Consider the following 3,381-nt stretch of genomic DNA (forward strand, 5'->3'; position numbering starts at 1 on the left):
CAGAAGCCGAACCGAGCCAAGCGCGGCGGCAAGGCTCCCATGCCGTCGTGGGAGGACGTGCTCCTAGGCGTGCGCAGCTCGGGCCACTGAGCCCGCGCCGCGGACCCCTCGCACGCCCGCGTCGTAATCTCGCGCTGGTCCGCGTCGTAATCTCGCGCTCCTCTGCGCCGTAACCGCTCGTCGCGCCGCGCCTTCGCTCGCCCGTGCGCGTCGAGTTCAGGCAGGTGCCGAGTTCAGGTGGGCATCTCGTACCACCGTGCCCGGCGATCGGTCGCTGAGCTCCGCATACCGTGCCTGTGAGTGGGTTCGCATCGGCAGCTGCAAGTTTGCTCATGCTCCGATCACGTGGCTTCGCGATCGCGTGTGCTCGGGCGGCGTCTCCGTGCTCCGGGTCGTTGGCCAGTGTGACTACCTGCTGATTCACTGCGCGGGAGCCTACCGACCGATTCGTCCGATAGACCTGACCGCGATCGCATCGCCCGAGTGTCCGCCGCGCCCGGAAAGTCCTTGCGCAACCACGCCATTTCGGGCCTGACAGGGGTAGATTTCTTGGTGATGGCAGTGATTGCCGAGTCGATCACACGCTGGCTGGGCATTCGACCATTTAATGTAGCTCGATAATAGCTACACTTGGGATGCAATGATCTCGGGAGGTGTCGCGCCTGTGCCGTCCACAGTCTCCTCGCTCTGGTACGTCGACGCCCCCGATCCGGTAGCCGTCCTGCGCGCCCACCCCGGCCCCGATCCCGATGCCGCCTTCGCCCTGGCCAAGCAGCTCAATCCGGATCGCGACGTGGTACCCGCCGCCTCCGGCACCATGAAGGTCTGGGCCGGACCCGATCCCGGAGCCGTCTATATCGGCTGCTATCCCGGCGTCACGGTGGTGTGCTCGACCCAGGCCGCCCTGGCCCGTCCGACCCGACTGCCGGAACTGCTGGTGCGCCCCTTGGCGTCCGAGCACACCTATCTCGTCTCCTACGACCTCGCCATGGGCTGGGGTGCGTTCGCGTACTGGGAGCGGGGAGAATTCCGCCGCTCCTTCAGCGCCACCCGGGCGAACATTCTCGAGGACGAGGGTCTGCCCCGGGTCTGGGAGCGGCCGTACTGGGCCGGGGAGCACCCGATCCAACTGCGCGCCGGGGAACTGCCCGACCCGCAGTTCCTGCCTTTCGACCCACCGGATTTCGCGGACGCCGCCAATGCCGAATGGCTCGGCTTCCGCTACCGCAACGGCGCGACCAGCGCCCCCGGCGTCGCCCCGGAGGACATTCCGACCCTCGCGGATATGCCGCTGGCACCGGAGGAGATCGAGGTCTGCGGTTTCTCCCTGTTCCCCAAGGGACAGGCCCCCAAGCCCGAGGCTCCCGCCGAACCCGATCACGAACATAATGGGAAACGCGGGCTGTTCCACTGGTTGCGCGGCCGTGACCGCGTGAGCTGAGTGGCTATCACCGCCGGTGCGCTGACCGATCGCCTTCGCCGCGTGTGACAGCGACACGCCGCACACCGAGCAGTCGCGGCCACTCGGATCAGCGCGGCCACACGGATCAGCGCGGCCACTCGGATCAGCGCGGCTACACGCCGATCAGCAGGGCGATCCAGCCCAGCAGCACACCCGCGCCCAGCCCCGCGATCACCCACCGCGTGACCGGCGCGAACCGCCACCGCCATGCCGTGGGGAGCACTCCGCCCACCGCGACCAGATTCACCGCGATGGACAGCAGCGGATGCACCTGCGCCAGTGCCGCGCCGAAGGCGTATACGCCGCACGCGGTGAGCAGCGCGACCATGACCACGACGGTCAGACCGGCCGCCCACGGGGTCGGCTCGGAGTACCCGTACCCGTAGGGTCCATCCGGCGGATAGGTCACTGTGTCCTGACTCTCTCGTAGAAGGCCATGGCGGCCGCGGTGGCCACATTAAGCGAATCGGTCCCCGGTGTCATGGGGATCCGCGCGCGGATGTCGCAGGCCCGCATCGTGTCCTCGGTGAGGCCGGGACCCTCGGCGCCGAGCAGCAGCGCCACTTTCGCTCCGGTCATGGCGGTGGCCAGGGTGGGCGCCGCGGGATTCGGAGTCAGGGCGATGGTCTGGAAGCCGTTGGCGCGCAGCAGGTCCAATCCGCCCGGCAGCTCCGGCAGCCGCGCGAACGGCACCCGCAGCACATGTCCCATGGACACCCGCACCGAGCGCCGGTACAGCGGATCCGAGCAGCGGTCACCGAACAGCACCGCGTCCGCGCCGAGTCCGGCGGCATTGCGGAAGATGGATCCGATGTTCTCGTGATCGTTCACGCCCTCCAGCACCGCGACCGTGCGGGCGGTCGCCAGCACCTGCTCGGCGGACGGCTGCGGCGGTCGCCGGGCGGCGGCCAGCACGCCCCGGTTGAGATGGAACCCCACCACCCGCGCCATCACCTCGGCCGAGGCGCGGTAGTACGGCACGTCGACCCCGGCCAGGTCGTCGGCCAGCTGCTCGTGCCGCCGTGCCGTGCCCAGCAGGGCGAAGGGAAGGAACCGGGAGCTCAGCATGCGCTGCACGACCACCACGCCCTCCGCGATGACCAGCCCTTTCCCGCCCGGGAGGTCCGGTCGGCGGTCGGCATTGCTGAGGTCGCGGAAGTCGGCGACCCGCGGATCGGCGGGGTCGTCGATATCGATCACTTCGGCCACGGGCAAACATCCTGCCCTGGCGACATACGCGGCCCGGCTCCGGACCCGCGCCGCACGTCGTCATAAGGTGAAGCACGACCGCAGGATCCCCGATCGTGAAGAGGACAGCGTATGAGCAACAAGCCGGTAGTCGAATTCCAAGAAGGCCCCGCGCCCGCCGAGCTGGTGATCAAGGACCTGGAGGTGGGCACCGGTCCCGAGGCGAAGCCGGGCGACAAGGTCGACGTGCACTACGTGGGCGTCGAGTACGACACCGGTGAGGAGTTCGATTCGTCCTGGAACCGCGGCGAGTCCATCGACTTCCCGCTGAACAACCTCATCCGGGGCTGGCAGGAGGGCATCCCCGGGATGAAGGTCGGCGGCCGCCGCCAGCTCACCATCCCCCCGGAGCTCGCCTACGGCCCGGCCGGCGCCGGACACCAGCTCTCCGGCAAGACCCTCGTCTTCATCATCGACCTGCTCGGCGTGAGCTGAGCGATCGGACATGATCGTGGCCCCCCCCCCAGCACCCCGCGGGCGCCCGGCGGGGGGGGGGCGCCGCCCCCCCCCGCCGGCGGCGACCCCCCCCCCCCCCCCCCCCCCGGGAAAGGAGGGCCCCCGCGGGGGGGGGGGGGGCCCCCCCACCCCCCCCCCCCCCCCCCGGGGGCCCGGCGCCCCCCCCCCCCCCCCCCCGCCGGCGGGGCCCCCCCCCCCCCCCCCCCCGGGCGCCG

Annotated in this window: 4 protein-coding genes; 2 read left to right on the forward strand and 2 right to left on the reverse strand. The window is 70.6% G+C overall.

All coding sequences use genetic code 11. From position 1 onward, the window contains the following. The first annotated feature begins 664 nt into the window (after positions 1-664). On the forward strand, positions 665-1,441 hold the full coding sequence (locus QK444_RS34340; RefSeq protein ID WP_282786176.1) for a hypothetical protein: 777 nt from the start codon (positions 665-667) through the stop codon (positions 1,439-1,441). Between the two features lie 133 nt (positions 1,442-1,574). Here the strand turns inward: QK444_RS34340 and QK444_RS34345 are convergent, their stop codons facing one another. Continuing rightward, positions 1,575-1,871, reverse strand: a complete 297-nt coding sequence (locus tag QK444_RS34345; protein WP_029930941.1) for a DUF2537 domain-containing protein — start codon at positions 1,869-1,871, stop codon at positions 1,575-1,577. Then, positions 1,868-2,671: an RNA methyltransferase gene (locus tag QK444_RS34350; protein ID WP_282786177.1), complete on the reverse strand. Its 804-nt coding sequence runs from the start codon at positions 2,669-2,671 to the stop codon at positions 1,868-1,870. Before QK444_RS34350 ends, QK444_RS34345 begins: the two co-directional genes overlap by 4 nt. Positions 2,672-2,782: 111 nt before the next feature. Between QK444_RS34350 and QK444_RS34355 the strand changes: the two genes are divergently transcribed. Continuing rightward, the gene (locus QK444_RS34355) at positions 2,783-3,145 is read left to right on the forward strand and encodes an FKBP-type peptidyl-prolyl cis-trans isomerase (protein ID WP_029930943.1); all 363 of its coding nucleotides are present in this window, start codon (positions 2,783-2,785) and stop codon (positions 3,143-3,145) included. Positions 3,146-3,381: the final 236 nt, after the last annotated feature.

The sequence above is a fragment of the Nocardia sp. CC201C genome, from assembly GCF_030010695.1.
Classification (GTDB): Bacteria; Actinomycetota; Actinomycetes; order Mycobacteriales; family Mycobacteriaceae; genus Nocardia; species Nocardia otitidiscaviarum.

What these genes read in the sequence shown, in the direction of transcription:
- QK444_RS34355 (WP_029930943.1), top strand. Translation starts at nt 2,783, where the DNA reads ATGAGCAACAAGCCGGTAGTCGAATTCCAAGAAGGCCCCGCGCCCGCC.